Origin of the sequence: Rhodococcus sp. MSC1_016, from assembly GCF_023667485.2 — a bacterium.
Classification (GTDB): domain Bacteria; phylum Actinomycetota; class Actinomycetes; order Mycobacteriales; family Mycobacteriaceae; genus Rhodococcus_F; species Rhodococcus_F oxybenzonivorans.
Genome location: NZ_JAMOZI020000001.1, coordinates 6,070,453 through 6,090,129, shown reverse-complemented (window position 1 = coordinate 6,090,129; position 19,677 = coordinate 6,070,453). Strand labels below are relative to the sequence as shown.

The window sequence follows — 19,677 nt, the reverse complement described above, 5'->3', positions numbered from 1 at the left end:
AAGGGGAAAGTGGATGAACGTGGCACAGGCGCCGGAGCGCGAACGGAGTTCGACCACAAGCGAGCGCTCACTGAACGGCTACGCGGCGACGATGGCCGCATACACCTTCGTCGTCGCCGTGGTCACGGTGCTCGGCGCTCTCACCAACCGGCAACTCCCGCGTGCCATGACCGTGCGAGAACTCGTCATCACCGCGTTTGCGGCGCACAAACTTTCCCGCACGGTGACCAAGGACGCCGTCACGACGCCGCTCCGCGCACCGTTCACCCAGCACGCCGGGGATGGGGGGCCCGGCGAGGTGATGGAGAAGCCGCAGGCCTCCGACGGTGTCAAGCACAGCATCGGCGAACTGCTGACCTGCCCGTTCTGCTTCGATGTCTGGGTGATCACCGGTTTCACCATCGGGCACGTCTTCGCCCCCCGGGCGACACGCATGGTGGCCGATGCGATGGCGGCTCTGGCCGGCGCGGACTTCCTGCAACTCGCGTACGCCACCGCCCAACAGGTGGCGGAAGGCTAGTTCGCGGCGCGGCCGGCGGACTCGGCCGTGAAGTTGTCGACGATGTCCGACGCGATTTCCCGCAGTTTCACGTTGCGGTGCTGCGAATACGTGACCAACTTGTCGAACGCCGTGTCCGCGTCGCACTGGAACGCCGCCATCGTCAGCCCTACCGCTTGACTCAGTGTGGTGCGAGTGTCCAGTGCGGTGCGCAGCTGATCGGTCTCGCGTTCACCGTCCGCGATGAGAGTCTCCCGGAACCACGACAATTCCAGGTGGACCCGGATTCGCGCCACCAGTTCGGCGGGTTGAAAGGGTTTGACGATGTAGTCGTCGGCGCCCTGACTCAAACCGTCGACTGCCGACTCGGTGCCCGCACGAGCAGTGAGGAGAACGACAGGGAGCCGCGCCGTCGACTCGTCCGCACGGAGTTCCTTCAAGAAGGTGATTCCGTCGCGTCCGGGCATCATCACATCGCTGAGAACCAGATGCGGTCGCCGATCCGCCAGGCGACGCCAAGCGGTATCCGCGTCCGGCACGGCGTCGACGTCCCAGCCTTGCCCCTCGAGCAGTCGGGCCAGGTAGGCCCGGAGATCGCTGTGGTCTTCGAGCAGCAGAATGCGGTACCGCGGCGCATCGTCGTCCGCTGCCGCAGGCACCGGGGAGGGCGAGACCGGCTCCCGCTGCAGTATCTCGCTGAGGTACGCAGTGGCGTCCACTCGTGCCGGGTTGGTGGAAACAGTCGCCTCTGCCCGCGCCGCGACGCGTGGCACACGGACCGTGAAGGTGCTTCCCCGTCCCGGCGTGCTGTCGAGGGCGACGGATCCGCCGAGCGCCTCGACGAGGTCCGCGACGAGGGAGAGTCCGATGCCCACACCGCCGCCGCTGTTGGGCGCTGCCCCCTCGACCCGATGGAACCGCTCGAACACCCGGTCCTGCTCGTCGGCCGGAATTCCGACGCCGGTATCGGCCACGCGCAAGAACAGATGGTGGTTTTCCTGCCGAAGTGACACGTCGACAGAGCCGCCGTCGGTGTTGTACTTGAGGGCGTTCGACACCAGGTTGAGGACGACCTTCACCCACATTTCCTGGTCGACGTCGACCAGTCCCACACCTTCGTCGATGTCGGTTCGGAGGAGAAGCCCCGCGTCCTCGGCTGCGGAGGCGAACATGCTCACACAGTCGGCGGTCAACCTGCCGATGTCGGTCGGTTCCGGTTTCTGCTCGAGTGTGCCGCCGGCGGCGGTGGAGATGTCCAGCAAGCCGTCGACAAGTCGCTGAAGCCGCTGCGCCGCCCGATAGGCGACGGCGATCGCATCGCGCCGTTCTTCGATCGACACCACACCGTTCTCTTCGCCCAATGTTTGCAGCGGCCCGAGGAGCAGCGTCAGCGGTGTGCGGAACTCGTGGCTGATGTTCTGGAAGAATCGCGTCTTCGCGGTGTCGAGTTCAGCGAGGGCTGCGGCGCGGTCTCGTTCGAACTCGAAGGCCAGAGCGTCCGACGTCAACGTCGACACTTTCGCGGCCACCAATTCGAAGAAGCTGCGATAGGCGTCGTCGAATGCGCGGCACGCGCTGATGCCGAGAAGCAACAGCCCCACCGGCTCGGAGTCGCCCGTCACCACCAGCGGATACACCCGCGCGTCGGCCGGGTGAATGCCCTCGCCCGCAGCGATGCGCAGCGGTGCGAGCTCCGTGCCCCGGTCCGTTCCCACGGCACCGACCAGGACTAGATCGTGCGACTCCCCATTTCCTGCTGCTCCAGCGATGTCCTCCCGCAGATACATCACTGCCACCGGCACATCGTCGCTGCTGTCGGCCAGTACCTCCATAACCGCCTGGCACGAATCCGCGATCGGGTCGTCTCCCTCGGCGGTCGAGACCATACCCAGCCGACGGAGCGTCTCCAATCGGCGTTCTCCGAGCACACGCGTAGTCACATCCGTCGTCGCGACGAAGACACCCGCCACGTTCCCGCCTTCGTCGTGCACCGGGCTGTAGGAGAACGTCCAATACGTCTCCTCCAGGTAACCGTGACGTCGCAGGAACAACTGCTGGTTCTCCATGTACGTCGCTTCACCGCCCGCGAGTGCCTGCTCGGCGAGCGGTCCCAACTCGTCCCACACCTCCGCCCAGCACTGCGCACCCGGCTCGCCGACCGCGGCCGGATACTTCTCACCCAGTACCGGCGTGTAGGCGTCGTTGAAGATCTGCACCAGGTCGGGGCCCCACCACAGCAGCATCGGCACGGCCGACGGCAATACCGTGCGCACCGCAGCCCTCAGCTCGACAGACCAGGCCTCGACCGGTCCCAGCGACGTGGCTGCCCAGTTGTGGCGGCGAAGCCGTTCCCGCGTTTCACCGGGCCCTGCGAACAACCGTTCCGCAGACCAGGAAGCTTCACCCGAGGCAGTCACAATCCATGGACCTTTCGTCCACCGCCGGTTTCCCGGACCCATCCATTCCGTCCCAGAATCATGGCCCAGGTTCGACCCATCCCGCCACGCAGGTGGTCGCTACGGATTAACGGGAACGTGCTATCTGGGTGATTGCGGTGATCAGCGGCGGGTCGGGGCGCACCCCGTCACCGGTTGTCGATCACCATCATCAATGCCGTCGCACGAGCCCGATTCTCGATTGCGTCGACAGCGAAACCCAGGTGCCGGGACAGCTTGGTCAGCCGGTGCGCAACGCTGCTGTGGTGTAGGTGCATGCTCTCCGCCGCGGCGCGCAGCGTTCCCGACCGTAGATACACCCGCAGTGTCGCCAGCAACTCCGACCCCTGTTCGGAGTCGCGCAGTTCGGCAGCGCGAACAAGATCGGGAATCGCGGCGTGTGCGAGGCTCTGCCCCGCCACCAGTAGGTTGAGGGCGCCGAGGTCGTCCGCGTTTCCGATCGGTTCGGGTTCCGAGGCCTGACTACGGGCGAATTTCGCTGTACCGACGAGTGCGTTCGCGTCCGACGCCGGGGCCGCCAGTGAGAGACCCACCTGCACGGATCGGGAACGGGCCAGGTCGGCGAATCCCGTTGTCGGCACGAACGACTCCGCAACCAGCATCAGCGAGTCGCCGTCCACCTCGATCTCGGTGGAGCGGCCGGGTGCGAGCTCACCGGGCAGCGGTAGGCGCGCGCCCCCACCGGCCGTGTACACGAGCACACGGACGGGAGTCGACGGTTCGATCCGCAGCGCGGCGCACGAGGTGAGCACCGCTAGCTCGTCCATCGGAAAGAGAAGATTGCGTGTGTGCTCGGCGTCGGTGAGCACACGGCGCGGTTGCAGGATGATCGCCGCGGTCAGAGCCATCCGGTCGACGAGCATGTCGTCGAGCGGCAGACTCGCACCCGACCTCTCTATCCAGACAGACCCGACCACCACATCGTCGACCACGACGTCCTTCGATGCACTGGGCGCCAGCCGGGGCTGCGGAGACCACCGCCCGCGAGGATCACAGCGGCGCGGCTCGGAACTGCCGGACCACCCCGAGATGTCGATGCCGACGACGCAATCGGCCAGCGCGGCACTCGCCCGGAGCATCGAGGCGGTGTCCGCGCCGTGGCGGACCAGCGCGTCGAAATAGTCGATCACTCGTACCAGGCCCGCCGAGTCCGCATCGAGCTCGGCGAGCCGGTACATCAGTCCCTGCATCCAGCAACGCTACGAGGCTGGTGACACCACACGCAAGCGTCTCCGCAGCGCGTCGAGCGCCTCCGACATCGCGCGTTTGCTTACCTCCGCCGTCGCCAGCAACCCGGACCCGTGGAAGGTGCCGGGGAACGAATGAAGCTCCACGCTGATACCGGCGCGGAGCAGGCCGAGGGCGTAGTCGATCCCCTCGTCACGCAGCGGGTCCAATTCCATGGTGCAGAGATAGGTCGGGGGCAAGCCACGAAGATCGGTTGCGCGGGCCGGTGCCGCGTAGATCGACACATCCGGATCTTCCGGTCCGGCGTAGGACGCCCCGAGGTAGTACTGCCACGACAGGATCGCATTGGGGCGGTGCCACAACGGAGTGTCGACGAACGTCGTCATCGAGGCGGTGGTCAGCCGGTCGTCGAGCTCGGGAATGTCGAGGAGTTGGAATGCGACCGGGACGACGCCCTCGTCGCGCGCCCTCAGGACGGTTCCGGCGGCGAGCCCACCACCCGCGCTCTGACCACCGACCGCGATGCGGGAGGGATCGATTCCCCAGTCGTCCGCGTGGGCGTGGAGGTGAGTCAAGGCCGCGTAGCAGTCGTCGAGCGGACCCGGAAAAGGCGTTTCCGGAGCTAACCGGTATTCGACGCTTGCGACGGCGCACCCGAGTTCCCGCACCACCTCGACGCAGAAGGGGTCGCTGGAGGCCGCCGTGCCGATCGCGAACCCGCCCCCGTGGATCCACAGAAGAACCGGCAGCGGTCCCTCCGCGTTCTCCGGCGTGAAGAACCGGACACCGACGTCCGGGTCGTCGCCGAGACCTGGCACCGACAACTCCTGAACACGGACTCCGTCGAACGACAGATCAGCCAACAGGGAGCCGACCAGAGAGTCGAAGGTTGCCCGTGCTGAGGGCAGGTCGGAGAAATCGAGATTCGGGAGCATGGTGACCGCGGCCGCGAGTTCGGGGTCGAGCGTGGGAAATGATGTCATGCACCCAGCATGAGTCCGAATGTGGCGCAGGTCACCCAACAGCTGGAGGAAGTTGGCGAGGGAACGCCCGACGGGTGTCGGACGCCCCGGAACCCCGACCGACCTACCCGGCGATCTCGGCGTGCATCTCCCACACGATGACCTCGGCACCGGTTTCGGTAGTCAGTTGCTGACCTCCGCCGCCGCTGACCCGAACGGCGTCGCCCTCGCCGAGCACCCCGACGCCCTCCATCGATGCTTCACCGCGCGCCACGAACACGTGGAGGAACGGCGCGTCGGGCAGGGCGATCGGCGCCTGACCGGGTTGCATGCGCGCAACGTGCATTGCGGCGTACTTGTTCTTGATCCGAATCGCCGAGTGGTCGGCGTACGCGGGCATGCCCGACGCGACCGGCACCAGTCCCCCGGCCAGCAATTCGTGGTCGATCTCGAGTTGTTCGTAACCGGGCGTGATACCGGCTTCGTCGGGAACGACCCACATCTGGATGAAGTGCACCGGGTCACTGTGCTGGTCGGCATGGGCACCGGTGACACCGTCCAGACGCCAGGAGTCGTTCTTCTCGGAGTGCAAGATGCCGGTACCCGCGCTCATCCGCTGAGCCAGGCCCGGGTAGATGACCCCGGAATGCCCCATCGAATCCTGATGTACCAGCGAGCCCTGCAGCACCCAGGTGACGATTTCCATGTCCTGGTGTGGGTGGGTGTCGAAGCCCATCCCGGGAACGACGATGTCGTCGTTGTTGACCATCAGCACCCCGTGGTGGGTATTGGCGGGGTCGTAGTGGCGGCTGAACGAGAAGGAATGCTTGGAATCGAGCCAGCCGGCATGGGTCTTGAAGCGGTCGTCGGCCCGGCGGACATCCAATGGGGGACGAGTTACGGCAGTGGTCATGATCGGAGCACCTTTCGAGATGTCGGAGTGGTGGTTGTGGCGCTCTCGATCAGAGAACGTGTGACCCGTACATTTCCCCGAGCGGGTCGGCGATGAGTTCGAGGCGGGCACCGTCGGGGTCGCGGAAGTACAGCGAGACCTCGCTGTGCTCGATCAGCTCGACTCCGGCGTCGGTCAGCTTGCGGCGCAGGTGTTCCCACCGTTCGGGTTCGACGCTGATCGCGACATGATGCAGGCCGCCGAGAACCTCCTGATAGGGGCCGATGTCGAGTCCGGGGAAGTCGAAGAACGCCAGCAGGTTGCCGTTTCCGATGTCGAAGAAGAAGTGCGACGACCCGGGGTAGTCCCGATTCTCGATCAGCTCGGTGAGCGGAAACTCCAGCACATCCTGATAGAACCGCACCGTGCGCTCGACGTCCCCGCTGATCAACGCGGTGTGATGGAGACCGCGGGCCGACGACGCGGGCCGCGACGATGCCGGCTTCAGGTGCTCGGCACGGATTCGGTCGCGCTGCGCCGCGAACCCCTCGGAGCTCTTCTGCTCGGGTGTGGTGTTCATAGCCGTGTTTCCTTTCGCGAGGTGGCGACGAGGACGCCGGTCAGCTTTCGGCCGAGGGGGTGATTGCGTCTTCAACTACTTTGAGAATACCTCAAGTAGTTGCGCTGTCAACTACTCGGGGTATTGTTGATATGTGAAGACAACTCGGTGGCTCAGCGCGCAGGAACAACAGACGTGGCGTGCCTATCTCGACGCCACTCGCCTGCTCCTGCAAGCGCTCGATCGGCAACTCACCCGTGATGCGGGCATCTCGTTCACAGATTTCGAACTGCTCGTCGTCCTCTCGGAAGCCCCCGAGCGGCGACTGCGGATGAGCGAACTGGCAGAGGCCGTCACCACGACTCGCAGCGGGGTGACGCGGGCAATCAGCAGGCTCGTCGACGCCGGCTGGGTACGCCGCGTGGAGTGCAAGCACGACAAACGCGGAATGATGGCGGAGTTGACGGATGCCGGCGCCGACAAGCTCGCCGCCGCAAGCCCCGGACACGTGGCCGAGGTTCGCCGGAACATGTTCGACCTGCTCAGCCCGCGGGACGTCGCGATCCTCGGCCACGACTACAGCGAGATGCGCACCCACATGCTCGAGAACACCTGAACGGCAGATTCCATCCACCCGAACTCCCGAATTCCCACCCACCCGCAGTGTCACCGAGCAAGAAGGACGATCAATGACGCACTCCGACAACACCTCTCCCGCACTCGACACCACGGTTACGCACGTGCCCGATCGGCACCGCTACGAGCTCGGCGTCTCGGGACAACGGGTGGGGTTCACCGCATACCGCGACCAGGACGGTCGCCGCATCTTCTTCCATACAGAAATCGACGACGCATTCTCCGGCCACGGCCTCAGCTCCATCCTGGTCCGCCATGCACTCGACGATGTGCGCCGCTCGGGATTGCGTATCGTCGCGGTCTGCCCATTGGTGGCCGCCTATCTGAAGAAGCACGACGACTTCGAGGACATCACCGACCCGGTGACGTCCGAAATCCTCGCGTTCATTCGCTCGTCGACCCGGTAGTTTTACGTTTTAGTTGACATCGCAACGACATCCCCCTATTGTTGTAGTTGCAAGTTCAACTACTTCAGATTTTTCACCGCCCCGGTAGACCACTCTCGAGGAGTTCACCATGACCACCGCCATCACCACGCTGCCCGGCCTCACCGCAGGAACCTGGGCCATCGACCCCGTCCACTCCACCGTCGGCTTCTCCGTTCGCCACCTGATGGTCAGCAAGGTCCGCGGCACGTTCAACGACTTCACCGGCGCCATCACCGTCGCCGAGGACGGCACCGCCTCCGTCACCGCCGAGATCCAGGTTGCCTCGATCGACACCAAGAACGCCGACCGCGACGCCCACATCAAGTCGGCCGACTTCTTCGACGCAGAGCAGTTCCCCACCGCCACCTTCACCTCCACCGGCATCCGCACCAAGGGCGACGACTACGTGGTCGACGGCAACTTCACCCTCCGCGGCGTCACCCGCCCCGTCGAGCTCGCGCTCGAATTCAACGGCGTCAACCCCGGCATGGGCAACGGCCCGGTCGCCGGCTTCGAAGCCACCACCGTCCTCAACCGCAAAGACTTCGGCATCAGCATCGACATGCCCCTCGAAGGCGGCGGAGCCGTCGTCGGCGACAAGATCACCATCAGCCTCGAGATCGAAGCCGGCCTCCAGGCCTGACACCACCCGTCTCGCTCATAGCGGGAGCGCGCTGAATGTCGCAGTAGCCCAGTGTTTCTAGGCTGCTGCGACATTCGTGCGTCGAGCTGAAGAGGCGGGAACCCGGAACGCCGGTTCCCCGAATCGTCAGGTCGGCGGATAGAGGACCCGAACCGACCGCGGAAGCGGCTGTACCGCAATACCGCAACGTGTCGCCGCCGCCACGAAAGAGTCCGGCCGGGGGTCCACGGGCCAGGGCGCTTTCCGGGCACCCGCAGAGCAACGTCCTCCCTCACACCGCCCACCGCTGCACATCCGCGCGAGCCGCCGCCAGCACCGGGTCGACCCGGCCACCCTCGGTCAACCAATCCACCGCGGTCTTACCACCGAACGCGTCCTGTGGTGCCCGCAGCCATAGCGCACATGTCCACGGGTCCGCCCCAGCACGCAGAGCACGCCACACCTGCACTGGCGCCGGGTCGACAGTGCCGCTGCTGGTGAACTGCCACACCGGGTACACCCATTGGCCCTCCTCTAGTTGGCAGGCGATCACCGCCCCGGTCGCGACCTTCTTGCTCACCGCCTGACGACTGACACTCCACCACCGAGTCAGGCCGGCGGTATCGTAGAACGGGCCCAAGACCTGGTCATAGACATGGTGAATAGGGAGCGCAGCCGACATCGCATCTGCGATCGCCTGCACATCCGCGAACACATCAGTAGACACCCCAGCCGCAGCGGCCGCAGCGAACGTACGGTGCACCCGCTGCGACAGCTCCTCCATCAGCCGCTTCTCCTGCTCCACCAGCGACGTCACCGCCCACCCTCCCGTCAACCTTGTCAACCACGCTGGTTCCCCAAGGGTTCAACCACGTCAACCAAAAGAGTCGATGGCAGCGATGAGTTGGTCGGTGAAGCTGCCACCACCGTGGCCGGCATCGTCGACGACGACGAGTCGACTGCTCTTCCAGAGGCGAGAGAGCTCCCACGCCGTGTCCAGCGGACCGGATACGTCGTGTCGGCCGTGGACGAGTACCGCGGGGATGCCCGTCAACCGGTCCATTCCCTCGCGTAGCTGGTTGTCTGCGAGGAAATGATCTCGACCCCAGTAGTGAGTGACCAAGCGTGCGAACACCATACGGAACGCAGGGTCGTGGTATCGGGGGTTCGGTGTCCACCCCGGTGCCAGGGAAACGTGGGTGTCCTCCCACTCGCACCACCGCAGTGCGGCGTTCTCACGAACGGCTGGGTCGGGATGAGCGAGCAGGCGTGCGTATGCGGCAGCAAGGTTGCCCCCGCGTTTGCCGTCCGGCACAGGTTCGACGAACCGTTCCCACTCGCGCGGGAACACCCTTCGCATGTCGCGGGTGATCCACTCGACCTCTTCGCGGGTGCCCGTGGTGATTGCACCCAACGCCATGCCGATCACACGATCGGGATGACGCTGCGCGTAGGCCAACGCGAGCGTGACGCCCCACGAGGCACCCGACACGACCCATCTGTCGATTCGGAGGTATTCCCGCAGTCGTTCGATGTCTTCGATCAGGTGCGCCGTCGTGTTCGTCGAGAGGTCGACGCCCGGATCATCCGCCAGTGGCCGGCTACGGCCGCATCCCCGTTGGTCGAACAGCACCGCCCGAAACGCATTGTGGTCGAAGAACCGGCGTATTCCGAGTGTGCAACCAGAGCCGGGGCCGCCGTGCAGATAGACCACCGGAGTTCCCGCAGGATTACCGACCGTCTCCCAATACAGGACCTGACCGTCGGAGACCTCCAGGAACCCGGAGTCGTAGGGTTCGACAGCTGGATACAGCGCAACCATGGATTCCGAAAATACGCGCTTCCCGAATGGGCCGGGCGTTCATTGCCGCGGGCAGTTCGATCGCTCATTCGGCGGCAGGTGGTACCTGATCCGGATCGTAGTCATCGATTCCAGCGGCAATCCTTTCTTGCTCGGTGCGGTGCTCCAGATAGTCATCATTGAGGCGGTCTGGGGACTTGCCGTGTTCACGTCGATCCCGTGGAGCTTGCTCGGTGGGATCGATCACGTCGTCGAGGTTGGGTTCGTCGGGTCGATCTGTCACAGTTCCTCCTCACATTCTTCCGTGCCATTCGCGTACCCCCGCCCGCGCTGTGAAACGACCGACCGAACTCGCTCGGCTCCGCGGGAGGGATTAGATACGGAACAGTGCCAGCCACGCCGTTCGTCAAGATGAAGCGGTCGTCGATCGGCGACGCGGGCGGCGGAGGCGAAGCCTGCTGTAGGCGACGACTGCGAGGACGACACCGATGAGCACCAGCATGCCGATGCTGAACAGCCACCACGACGGATTGTGTTGCCAGAGCGGGTCGTCCTCCGTGCCAGGGGAGTTCGTGCGCAGATCCGCCGTCGAGGCGGCGGCGGCGAAGCCCCAGCGGGACGGGAACAGCCACGACAACTGGTCGAGCACGGCGCGGCCGGTGATGGTGATCATGCCGCCGCACATCACCAGCTGCACCATGATCGCGATGACGAGCATGGGCATCACCTGCTCGTTCGAGCGCGCCACCGACGACAACGCCATACCGAGCACCACGCAGGCGCAGGTAGTGACGGCGATGTCCACGATCAGTTCGAGGGCGCCCGAGGGGATGACCGTCCCCGAACCGGGCAGCCCTTTGCCGACGAACACCACCGTCACCATCACCACCGACTGCACGACCCCCGCGGCGCAGAACACCACGATCTTCGCCGTCAGGTATGCGGATGGGAGCAGTCCGGCGGCGCGTTCGCGGTGGTAGATCAAGCGCTCACCGACGAGGTCGCGGATGGTCAGCGAGCAACCCATGAAAGTCGCGCCGAGAATCAGAACGACCAGGATTTGGTTCAACTCGCTCGACTCGGGTGGCGCCGGACCGAATCCGGTGTCGCCGGGCACGAGCACGGACAACCCGCCGAGGACGAAAGGCAGGAAGGACAGGAAGATCAGGTATCCCCTGTCGGCGCGAATCAGCCGAATCTGCCTTCGCGACACGGTGCTCCACTGCCTCCACCTCGAGGTGTGCGCGGGGCTCCCCAACGGTCCGGGCGGCGGCGGTGGACCCACGTCGACCGAGGTGCGGCGGGCGCGGTACTCGGCGAACACCTTGTCGGGCTCGGCCGCGACCCGGGCGAAGACATCGGCCCAGTCGGAGCTGCCCAGCATCGACCCGACCTCGTCCGGCGGACCCACGTAGGCGGTCTTCCCGCCCGGTGCGAGGAGGAGAACCTGATCGCACATCTCGAGGTACGAGAGCGAATGCGTGACGATGACGACGACGCGGCCCGAGTCGGCGAGGCGGCGCAACGTGCCCATGATCTGCCGGTCCAGCGCCGGGTCGAGGCCCGAGGTCGGTTCGTCGAGGATGAGGAGGGACGGCCCGGTGAGCAACTCCAGCGCCACAGATGCGCGTTTACGTTGACCGCCCGACAGGCGATCGACCCGCGTGTCCGCGTGCTCGGTGAGTTGCAGCTCGGCCAGAACCGACGCGATCACGTCCTCGCGGTCCGCCCGCGTCGTGTCCGGTGGCAGCCGCAGCTCGGCGGCGTAACCCAGCGCCTGCCGAATCGTCAATTGCCGGTGCACGACGTCGTCCTGCGGGACCAACCCGATGCGGGACCGCAGGACTTGATAGTTGGCGTGGACGCTTCGGCCCTCGAAGTCGACCACACCTTCGGTCGGGGTCAGTGAGCCGGAGAGAATGGTGGCCATCGTGGTCTTGCCCGCACCCGACGGGCCGATCACCGCGGTGAGCGTGCCCCTCCCTGCAATGAGATCCACTTCTTCGAGCAGTCGACGCCCGCCCTCGATGGTGAGTCCCACGCCGTGCACGTGCAGTCCGCTCACGGCCGGTGCCGTCGTTCGCCGCGGAACGAGCCGATCGCCCTCCACGCTGAAATCGGTGTTGCCGATCGTGACGACATCGCCGTCGTTCAGCCGGGCGCGGGTTACCCGGGCACCGCCGACGAACGTTCCGTTGACGCTCCCGAGGTCCTCGATCTCCAGTCCGGATTTCCGGGTATGGAGGACAGCGTGCCTACGTGAGGCGAGTACGTCGCGGACGACCAGGTCACTGTCCGGCGCTCGACCCACCGTGACGGATCCGGCGGGTACCAATTGATCCTGAGGACGGGTCGGGACCGCGTCGTCACGCGGGGCCCCGACTTCGACCGTCGACTCGTTCCATCGCGGGCCGACCGCCTGCTGCGTCGCCTCCGGATCCTCGACGAAGATGCGCACCACGGGTCCGTCGGACGCATTGCCGAGGCGGACGGTGACGGGATCGGAGACGCGGAGCCTATCCCTGCGCTTACCGTCGACGAAGAACCCGTTCTTGCTGCCCGCGTCGACGAGTTGCCAGCCGTCGTCCCAGCTCAGGCGCGCATGCTCCCGCGACACCGCCGGATCGATCACCGTAACTTCCATCTGTGGGTCACGGCCGATGCGAACGGTTTTCCCCGCGTCGTAGCTCACGCGGGCGTGCTCGGTCTCGACCACCACCCGCGGGCTCCCGGTGTCCGCCGCGTCGTCCATAGCCAAGGCCTCCGTCAGCGTCGTCCGGCGTCCGGATGTCGACTCGTCCATCGTCTCACGCAGCCGCGGTCGCTCGCGGACGAAGCGATCACCAGAACCGGCCGGTCCGGCCGTTCAGATCCGCGTGATTGTCGCCAGCCACGCCGGTGCGCCGTCGTCGTCGTGGAATCTAGTCAGTATCCGGTCCGGCTCGATGGTGTCGATATTCCATCCGGTCCCGGAGTCGAAGGCCGCTCTCAGCTCGTCGCGACTGACGGGGTGCGGGCCGGTTTCCGGACCATCATCGCTGAAGCACAACACATACAGTGTTCCCTGATGCTCGGTCACCGACGCCAGACTCGCCACGTATCCGCGCCGCTCGTCGTCGTCGAAGGTGTGAAACAGTCCGCAGTCGAGCACCGTCTCGAACATGCGCCCCACACGTTCCAGCTCGAACGCGTCCGCCACAGCGAAGTCGACCGCGAGTCCGCGATCGTCGGCTTTTTCTCGGGCGAGCACCAGGGCCGTCTCGGCCACGTCCACCCCCAGAACCGACAACCCGAGCGATGCGAGGTGCAGTGCGTTCTCGCCGCTCCCACAGCCCACATCGAGCACCGCTCCGGTGAATCCGCCAATGGATGCGAGGCGCACTATTGCCGGCTGCGCCCGGCCGATATCCCACGGCGCAGGGCCGTCGTGGTACGACGCATCCCAGGGCATCCCCGTCAGCCGTTCGTGGCTGGTGGGGCGGCGGTCTATGAAGGGATTTCCGTCACCTGTCATTGTTCTACTTCTCACCTCGTCAGCTGCGGTCGGCGCGCCTGTCGTCGAACGTGACCTGGATGTCTTCGTGGGCGACGGCACGTTGCGCCTGCGCCTGGTCGCTGAAGGTGCGCTTGTCCCCTTCGATGAGATCGACCTTGTCGGTGAACGGCGCGAGCAGGGCGCGCGGATGCAGATTGTCCACCCTCACCACATTGATCTCGACGCACAGCACGACCGTGACCCCGGCGAGGAACAGAAACGCCAACAGTCCCAGAACGATGGCGAATACACCGTTCGTGACCGAGGCGGTGCGTACCACGCTGCTGACATAGAAGGCACCGAACGTTTGCAGCATCTGCCACAGCACGGCCGCGGCCACCGCCCCGGGAACGACTTCTGCGTTGGACAACGGCCGTGCGGTGGTGAGCCGGAAGGCGAGAATGAAGATCCCGGAATTCAGGATCAGCGTGGCGACGACCAGAAGCACGCTGAGGGGTCCGTCGAGATGTGCGGCGGCACCGATGCCGGAGATCGCGGCGGTGCCGAGGACAGCCAGACCGATCGTGCCGAGGAGCAGCAAACCCTGACCGCGGGCGCGGATCGGGTCGGGCCGTTGATGGCGCGGCACCGACCACGCGGTGTTCATCGCGTTCTGGCACGCCAACGCGACGCCGAGACCTCCGTACAGGGCACCGACCACACCGATCACCAGACCGGCCCACCCACCACCGATCCGGTCCTGGGTCGCGAGATCGGTCCCGATGGCCGGGAACTGGCGCAGCGCCGAGTCGATGATGTCCTGCTGCAGGCCCGGATTGCCGGCGAGAACGAAACCGAGAACCGTGGACAGCAGGAGCAACAACGGGAAAAGCGAGATGAAGCCGTAGTACGCGATCAATGCGGCGAGATAGACGCCCTGATCGTCGAGAAACTTGTACAGCACGGCGATCGGGAATCCCAGCGCCGGGTGACGACGCTGAAGGGCGTCCAACCGCCTCGCAATGCTCATGTCCTCATCTTGCCCTGGCAGGCGGCGGAAGGCGCAGGTAAGAAGCATGCTGCGCTCGGACACCAGTCAGCTCCAGGGATTCCGCCGATCCTCGCCGAGCGGCACGATCACCGTGTTCCCGGATGGTTGGCGCGGACATTCACCTCGGCGAGCGCGACCGTTCGCTCTATCCGACGCTGCCGGGTGTCCGGTCTCTTCGCCTTCGCGATCCACTCCAGGATCAGCCGCCGCGACGACGGCGGAAAGGCTTCGAAGTTGTTGCATGCGTCATTATTTCGATCGAGCAATGTGCGCAGGTCGTCCGGGACACTCTCGTCGTCCGGCAGCACCTGCCACGTTCCCTTGGCCATGGCCAGGTCGATCATCGCCTGACCTTGCTCGGTCATCAGACCGAGCTCGATCATCCTGGCCGCGCGCTCACGATTCACCCGGCTCCAGGAACTCCGCTCGGTGCGCGGAGTGAATCGCAGCCGCGAACTGTGCGCATCGTGCTTGCGGTGCACACCGTCGATCCAGCCGAAGCACAGCGCCTGCTCGATCGCCTCCGCGTAGCGCACGCTCGCGGTGCCACTGTCCTTGTGGTGAAGGACGAGCCACACTTCCTTCTCGGACCGACAGTTCTGTGCGAGCCAGTCCCGCCACTCGGCGGACGTACTCGCGGACACGGTGCTCACCTCAGGCTCCTGTCCGGGATCCGAGGACGTCGAGGTAGTGCTGGTTGTACATCACGCCGAGGACGTTGCCGAACGGGTCGACGACGGAAGCGGTGACGAATCCGGGTCCGCGCTCGACCGGCTTGGCATGCACGGCGGCGCCCAGGGACAGCAACCGTTCGAAGGCGGCCTCGACGTCGTCCACCGCCCAGTAGGTGATTCCCGCCCCTGCCTCACCTGTCCGGCTCTCCGCCGCGAATCGACGGTCGATGATGCCCAACTCGTGCTGGTAGTCGCCGATCCGGAATTCGATATACGCGGGCGCTCCCTGCATCTCGCGCACGAAGTACGGCTCGATGCCGAGCAGTTCGGTGTACCAGTCCCGTGCAGCCGAGAGGTCGTCCGCGAAGAAGTTGACAGTGGTGAGTCCTCGCAACATGTGTGGTTCCTTCCATCGGTGAGTGACAAGAACCATCTTCCGCCCCAAAGTGCTCACCAAGTGAGCACTTTCTGGAGGAGACTTCACCTATGCGCGCAGACCGCCTCGTCGCCACCCTTCTACTCATGCAGTCGCGTGGCCGCGTGACCGCCGCCGAGCTCGCCGAGGAACTCGAAGTGTCCGTCGCCACTGCACGCCGCGACCTCGAGGCCCTGTCGGTGGCGGGCATCCCGGTCTATCCGCAACCCGGCCGCGGAGGTGGTTGGTCACTCGTCGGCGGCGCGCGCACCGATCTCAGCGGCCTGTCGGCAACTGAGGCGCAGGCCCTGTTTCTGCTGGTGGGTCCGGCCGCGGCTGTCTCGGACGAGGCGAAAGCGGCGATGCGCAAACTCGTGCGAGCCCTTCCGCAGACCTTCCGGGCCGATGCTGAGGCCGCTGCCAGCGCCACGATGATCGACTCGACCCGGTGGGGTGAGCGGGACCGCCGCCGACCCGAGATGGTCAACCTTCTGCAAGATGCCGTGATCCGCCGACGCAAGGTACGACTGACGTACAACAACAGCGCCCGACAGCAATCCGAGCGGCTCGTCGACCCGTGGGGGCTGGTCGACAAAGATGACACCTGGTACCTGCTCGCCGGAACCGACAAGGGGCAGCGCACCTTCCGCGTCGACCGCATCGTTGCCAGCGAGCCCACCGACCACCCGGCCGAGCGGCCCGACGACTTTGCCCTCGCCACCGCGTGGGAGCGGATCGTCGGGCAGATGGAGGAGAAGCGGTCACGCACGTGGGCCACCGTTCTCATCGAAGCGCGGTTCGTGCCCATACTCCGCGACCACTTCGGCCGCCACTGCCACACCGACGCCGAGCTCGACGACGGCCGCGTCCGCGTTCGCCTCGCCGCACCCACCCCGCTGGATATCGCCCGCAACCTCGCCGGGTGGGGTGTCATGGTCGAGGTTCTGGACCCATCATCGGTGCAATCCGAACTCGCACGGATCGGCGGTGAACTCGTCGGCCGCTATGGTCCGGGTTGATCATTCCCCGGACGACTGGGTCGGGGCCGACGTCAGTGCCTTCGCGGCGCACGGCGGCGAGTGACATCGGCGACGACGCCGGCGAGTGCCTCGTCGATCACACCGCCGCTACGGGCGGTCATCGTCGTCCAGGATGTCTGCACGGCGCCGCCGTCACCACCGGTGATCTCGTTTCGAAACACCAGGACATCTTGTCCGTGCGACTCCCGGAACGACTCGAGAGTCGACTCGCAGTAAAGCTGGTCTCCCACCCGAACAGGTCTGTGTACCACGATGCGCTGGTCGGTGTGCAGAACCTGACTCAAATCGTATACCGTCACGAATTCGGTGAAAAGATGCTGCTGGACAATGGAACCCAGAATCGACGTGAACGTGATCGGCGCGATCAACGTTCGATAGCCGAGTTCCGCGGCACCCTCCTCGAGGTGGTGCGCCGGGTGATCGTCGTGCACTGCACCGGCGAACTCGCGGATCTTCTCGCGCCCGACCTCGTAGTAACCCGGCATTCGATAGGTGTGCCCGACCAGTGCCGCAACCTGGTCGCTCACAGTCAATTCGGCTGTCATAAGGCGAGGCTGAACTGCATGACGTCGATGTAGCCGTCGCGGAAGTAATTCGCGCAACCGCTCAGGTACTTCATGTAGGTGTCATAGGTCTGCTGCGAGGCGGCCCTGATCGCCTCCTCGCGGTGCTCGGCCAGGGCGGTGGCCCACGAATCGAGCGTCCGCGCGTAATGCTGCTGCAGCGGCTGTATCCGCTCCACCCGAAATCCGGCCTTCTCCGCACCTGCCACCACCCATTCCGGTTCCGGCAGTTGACCCCCCGGGAAGATTTCGTGCTGAATGAACTGTCCGAAGAGTAGAACCTCCCGATTGATAGGCAAGCCCAGCTCTCGGATGCGGTGGCGGTTGATCTGAGTGATGGTGTGCAGCAACATTCGACCATCTTCGGGCAGTATCTTCCGGCATCGCTGGAAGAAGGTGTCGTAGCGTTCACGCCGAAAGTGTTCGAAAGCACCGATACTGACGATCCGGTCTACCGGCTCGTCGAAATCTTCCCAGCCCTCGAGGCGCACCTCCGCCGCGAGATCACCGAGGGGCAGCCGCGAGAATTCCTCGTTCACGTGCTCGAACTGGTTACGGCTCAACGTCAACCCGATGACGTTCACCTGGTACCGGTCGATCGCCCGCAGCATGGTGGACCCCCAGCCACACCCCACGTCCAGCAGCGTCATACCCGGTCGCAGATCACATTTACCCAACGCGAGGTCGACTTTGGCGATCTGCGCCTCTTCGAGACTCATCTCATCACGTTCGAAATACGCACAGCTGTAGGTACGAGTGGGATCGAGGAACAGAGCGAAGAACTCGTCGGAGAGGTCGTAATGGGATTGCACATCGGCGTAGAACGGGGTCAGCTTGTCCACTGCGCGACCCACCTCTCGTGATCAGTGCAGAATGCACCAACGTCGAGCTGGCTGCTTAGCTCACGAACCTTCACTGGAGCGATGACGTCGACCCCTCGGAGACGACGCCACCGTCCGGCTGATCTCAAGATACCCACTGCGTGCTCGGCCCGCGACCGGAACTCCATGAAAATGTGCGTTGGGCACTCCGCTCCCGCGCCGCTGACTCAGTGTGTGGTCAGCGATACCTCCGTGGTGGCGGTGGTGTGTACCTCGGCGCGCTCCACGCGCAGGCGCGAGACCGCCAACGCGGCGAGACCGAAGGACACGGCGACGAGTACGTAGAGCTGAGCCGGGGACCAGTGCAGATCGAGCAGGGCCCCCGCAACGATGGGTGACGCGATCGCTCCGATCCGGCCGATACCGATACCCCACCCGACGCCCGTGGCTCGGACCGCGGGGGCGTACACCGAGGGTGTGATGGCGTACAGGCCGGCGATACACCCGTTGACGAACACGCCGATGAGGGCACCGAGGGCGAAGGCGAGCACGATGGTCGCAGTGGTCGGCACGAACACGGTGAGCAGCACACCCGCGACGAGCATGTAGCCGGTCAGTACCCGCTTCAGTGCGAACCGGGCCGACAACGCCCCGAGCAGAGTGGCGCCGAAGATGCCCCCGAGGTTGAGGAGCACGCCGCCGGTCACGCCCTGATTCGCCGACATACCGGCCTCGACCAGGAGCTTGGGGGTCCAACTGGTGACGAAGTAGAACCCGAACATCGCCATGAAGAACGCCGACCACACCAGCAGGGTGTTGCGACGCTGCTGCGGTGCGAGCAACGCCCGCATCTTCGATCCGCCCTCGGCGGCGTCTTTGACCCTGGGAGCCGGCAACACGGTCAGACTGTCCTGACCGACCTTCGCGGCGAAGGCGTTGATGCGCTCGAGGGCCCTGGCCGGGCGGCGTTCGAGGAGGAAGTCGATCGATTCGGGCAACCGCAGGTAGACGACGGGAATGATGGCAGCAGTACACAATCCACCGAACAGGAACACCGACCGCCATCCGTAGGACGTCTGCAGGACCACCGCGATGATGCCGCCGAGGGTGGCACCGATGGCGTAACCGGTCGAGTTGAGGCTCACCGCCAGACCGCGCCACCGCGTCGAGGCGTACTCACTCGCGATCACGTTGCTGCTGGCCAAGATTCCGCCGATGCCGATGCCGGTCAGTGCGCGCAGCAGCCCGAGTTGCATCGCGCTCTGACTGATCGCGGACAGCAACATGCCAGTGGACGCCAGCACCAGGCACAGCAGGATCATCGCCCGCCTGCCGATGGTGTCCGCCCAGGGCGCGAGGAACAGCGACCCCGCCGCCATACCGAACAACCCGGCACTGAGCAGGAGGCCGAGGACAGAACCTGACAGTGCCCATTCCTTCGACACCGACTGCGCTGTGAATGCCATTACCAGCACATCGAAGCCGTCGAGGACGTTGAGTAACACGCAGATCGCGACCGCTCCCCACTGGTACCGCGTCATCGGACTCCCGTCGATACGCTCACGCAAGTCGAACGTCATCTGATCTCTCCCTTT

At 65.3% G+C, this 19,677-nt stretch carries 21 protein-coding genes; 5 read left to right on the top strand and 16 right to left on the bottom strand.

Annotated elements, in window-relative coordinates:
* Window positions 1-13 precede the first annotated feature (13 nt).
* Window positions 14-520: a DUF1360 domain-containing protein gene (locus L1080_RS28565; RefSeq protein ID WP_159923141.1), complete on the top strand. Its 507-nt coding sequence runs from the start codon at window positions 14-16 to the stop codon at window positions 518-520.
* Here L1080_RS28565 and L1080_RS28560 read toward each other — a convergent pair.
* The 5 genes from L1080_RS28560 to L1080_RS28540 all read right to left on the bottom strand — a co-directional run bounded on the left by L1080_RS28560 (window position 517) and on the right by L1080_RS28540 (window position 6,577).
* Entirely contained in the window at window positions 517-2,958 is a 2,442-nt protein-coding gene (locus L1080_RS28560; protein WP_459031923.1) for an ATP-binding protein, read from the bottom strand. The genes L1080_RS28565 and L1080_RS28560 overlap by 4 nt on opposite strands.
* Before the next feature lie 125 nt (window positions 2,959-3,083).
* A complete protein-coding gene (locus L1080_RS28555; RefSeq protein ID WP_250767336.1) occupies window positions 3,084-4,145 on the bottom strand; it encodes a helix-turn-helix domain-containing protein in 1,062 nt (353 codons plus the stop codon).
* A 9-nt stretch (window positions 4,146-4,154) separates the two neighbouring features.
* Window positions 4,155-5,126: an alpha/beta hydrolase gene (locus tag L1080_RS28550; RefSeq protein ID WP_250767334.1), complete on the bottom strand. Its 972-nt coding sequence runs from the start codon at window positions 5,124-5,126 to the stop codon at window positions 4,155-4,157.
* Window positions 5,127-5,229: 103 nt separating this feature from the next.
* The gene (locus L1080_RS28545) at window positions 5,230-6,018 is read right to left on the bottom strand and encodes a pirin family protein (RefSeq protein WP_250767331.1); all 789 of its coding nucleotides are present in this window, start codon (window positions 6,016-6,018) and stop codon (window positions 5,230-5,232) included.
* A 49-nt stretch (window positions 6,019-6,067) separates the two neighbouring features.
* A complete protein-coding gene (locus tag L1080_RS28540; protein WP_159923133.1) occupies window positions 6,068-6,577 on the bottom strand; it encodes a VOC family protein in 510 nt (169 codons plus the stop codon).
* A gap of 133 nt (window positions 6,578-6,710) precedes the next feature.
* On the opposite strand from L1080_RS28540, the gene L1080_RS28535 reads away from it, so the two are divergent.
* The 3 genes from L1080_RS28535 to L1080_RS28525 all read left to right on the top strand — a co-directional run bounded on the left by L1080_RS28535 (window position 6,711) and on the right by L1080_RS28525 (window position 8,263).
* A complete protein-coding gene (locus tag L1080_RS28535) occupies window positions 6,711-7,172 on the top strand; it encodes a MarR family winged helix-turn-helix transcriptional regulator (protein WP_159923131.1) in 462 nt (153 codons plus the stop codon).
* Window positions 7,173-7,245: 73 nt separating this feature from the next.
* Window positions 7,246-7,599: a GNAT family N-acetyltransferase gene (locus L1080_RS28530; protein WP_159923129.1), complete on the top strand. Its 354-nt coding sequence runs from the start codon at window positions 7,246-7,248 to the stop codon at window positions 7,597-7,599.
* Between the two features lie 109 nt (window positions 7,600-7,708).
* Window positions 7,709-8,263 carry a YceI family protein gene (locus L1080_RS28525; protein WP_109334366.1) on the top strand — a complete coding sequence of 185 codons (555 nt, stop codon included), beginning with the start codon at window positions 7,709-7,711 and terminating at the stop codon, window positions 8,261-8,263.
* Window positions 8,264-8,534: 271 nt separating this feature from the next.
* Here L1080_RS28525 and L1080_RS28520 read toward each other — a convergent pair whose 3' ends face one another.
* The 8 genes from L1080_RS28520 to L1080_RS28485 all read right to left on the bottom strand — a co-directional run bounded on the left by L1080_RS28520 (window position 8,535) and on the right by L1080_RS28485 (window position 15,640).
* A complete protein-coding gene (locus tag L1080_RS28520) occupies window positions 8,535-9,026 on the bottom strand; it encodes a hypothetical protein (RefSeq protein ID WP_284707533.1) in 492 nt (163 codons plus the stop codon).
* Between the two features lie 90 nt (window positions 9,027-9,116).
* Window positions 9,117-10,064: a prolyl aminopeptidase gene (pip, locus tag L1080_RS28515; protein ID WP_250767323.1), complete on the bottom strand. Its 948-nt coding sequence runs from the start codon at window positions 10,062-10,064 to the stop codon at window positions 9,117-9,119.
* A gap of 64 nt (window positions 10,065-10,128) precedes the next feature.
* On the bottom strand, window positions 10,129-10,326 hold the full coding sequence (locus L1080_RS28510) for a hypothetical protein (RefSeq protein ID WP_159923121.1): 198 nt from the start codon (window positions 10,324-10,326) through the stop codon (window positions 10,129-10,131).
* A 123-nt stretch (window positions 10,327-10,449) separates the two neighbouring features.
* Complete coding sequence (locus L1080_RS28505; RefSeq protein ID WP_250767866.1) at window positions 10,450-12,795, bottom strand: FHA domain-containing protein; 2,346 nt, start codon at window positions 12,793-12,795, stop codon at window positions 10,450-10,452.
* Between the two features lie 114 nt (window positions 12,796-12,909).
* Window positions 12,910-13,557 carry a class I SAM-dependent methyltransferase gene (locus tag L1080_RS28500; RefSeq protein WP_250767320.1) on the bottom strand — a complete coding sequence of 216 codons (648 nt, stop codon included), beginning with the start codon at window positions 13,555-13,557 and terminating at the stop codon, window positions 12,910-12,912.
* Between the two features lie 19 nt (window positions 13,558-13,576).
* Entirely contained in the window at window positions 13,577-14,548 is a 972-nt protein-coding gene (locus tag L1080_RS28495; protein WP_250767316.1) for a YihY/virulence factor BrkB family protein, read from the bottom strand.
* Window positions 14,549-14,655: 107 nt separating this feature from the next.
* Window positions 14,656-15,222, bottom strand: a complete 567-nt coding sequence (locus L1080_RS28490) for a YdeI/OmpD-associated family protein (RefSeq protein ID WP_250767313.1) — start codon at window positions 15,220-15,222, stop codon at window positions 14,656-14,658.
* Between the two features lies 1 nt (window position 15,223).
* The gene (locus L1080_RS28485; protein ID WP_250767310.1) at window positions 15,224-15,640 is read right to left on the bottom strand and encodes a VOC family protein; all 417 of its coding nucleotides are present in this window, start codon (window positions 15,638-15,640) and stop codon (window positions 15,224-15,226) included.
* 89 nt (window positions 15,641-15,729) lie between these two features.
* On the opposite strand from L1080_RS28485, the gene L1080_RS28480 reads away from it, so the two are divergent.
* The gene (locus L1080_RS28480) at window positions 15,730-16,677 is read left to right on the top strand and encodes a helix-turn-helix transcriptional regulator (protein ID WP_250767306.1); all 948 of its coding nucleotides are present in this window, start codon (window positions 15,730-15,732) and stop codon (window positions 16,675-16,677) included.
* A 32-nt stretch (window positions 16,678-16,709) separates the two neighbouring features.
* On the opposite strand, the gene hadA is transcribed toward L1080_RS28480, so the two are convergent.
* The 3 genes from hadA to L1080_RS28465 all read right to left on the bottom strand — a co-directional run bounded on the left by hadA (window position 16,710) and on the right by L1080_RS28465 (window position 19,662).
* The gene (gene hadA / locus L1080_RS28475) at window positions 16,710-17,243 is read right to left on the bottom strand and encodes a (3R)-hydroxyacyl-ACP dehydratase subunit HadA (RefSeq protein WP_250767303.1); all 534 of its coding nucleotides are present in this window, start codon (window positions 17,241-17,243) and stop codon (window positions 16,710-16,712) included.
* The gene (locus L1080_RS28470; RefSeq protein ID WP_159923109.1) at window positions 17,240-18,103 is read right to left on the bottom strand and encodes a cyclopropane mycolic acid synthase family methyltransferase; all 864 of its coding nucleotides are present in this window, start codon (window positions 18,101-18,103) and stop codon (window positions 17,240-17,242) included. The genes hadA and L1080_RS28470 overlap by 4 nt, the downstream gene beginning before the upstream one ends.
* 206 nt (window positions 18,104-18,309) lie before the next feature.
* Window positions 18,310-19,662: an MFS transporter gene (locus tag L1080_RS28465; protein ID WP_250767299.1), complete on the bottom strand. Its 1,353-nt coding sequence runs from the start codon at window positions 19,660-19,662 to the stop codon at window positions 18,310-18,312.
* Window positions 19,663-19,677: the final 15 nt, after the last annotated feature.